Origin of the sequence: Psychroserpens luteolus (genome assembly GCF_021032705.1) — a bacterium.
GTDB classification, from domain to species: Bacteria; Bacteroidota; Bacteroidia; order Flavobacteriales; family Flavobacteriaceae; genus Psychroserpens; species Psychroserpens luteolus.
This window is the reverse complement of record NZ_JAHVXI010000026.1, coordinates 1-481: the sequence shown is the minus strand read 5'-3', so window position 1 is coordinate 481 and position 481 is coordinate 1. Positions and strand designations below refer to the sequence as shown.

Here is a 481-nt window from a genome sequence, read left to right as displayed (position 1 = left end):
GATCAAACACTTAACTTAACAGTAACGCCGGAGCCTGCTCCTGTGGTGACTGATGTAACGATTTGCTCTGATGAGTCGTATACATGGACGGAGAATGGTATCACTTATAATGGTTCTGGAGGATCTACTTCGGTAACTATTGAAGGGGTAAACTGTGCTGCGGATCAAACACTTAACTTAACAGTAACACCGGAGCCTGCTCCTGTGGTGACTGATGTAACGATTTGCTCTGATGAGTCATACACATGGACAGAGAATGGTATCACTTATAATGGTTCTGGAGGATCTACTTCGGTAACTATTGAAGGTGTAAACTGTGCAGCCGATCAAACATTAAACTTAACAGTAACACCAGAGCCTGCTCCTGTGGTAACTGATGTAACGATTTGCTCTGATGAGTCGTATACGTGGGCTGAGAATGGTATCACTTATGATGGTTCTGGAGGATCAACTTCGGTAACTATTGAAGGTGTGAACTGTG

General features: G+C 43.7%; 1 protein-coding gene. It reads left to right on the top strand.

Translation table 11 applies throughout. The annotated features are described in order from the left end of the window. Positions 1-481: hypothetical protein (locus KWG70_RS17680; protein WP_230937368.1), on the top strand; the 481-nt coding region annotated here is incomplete at both ends.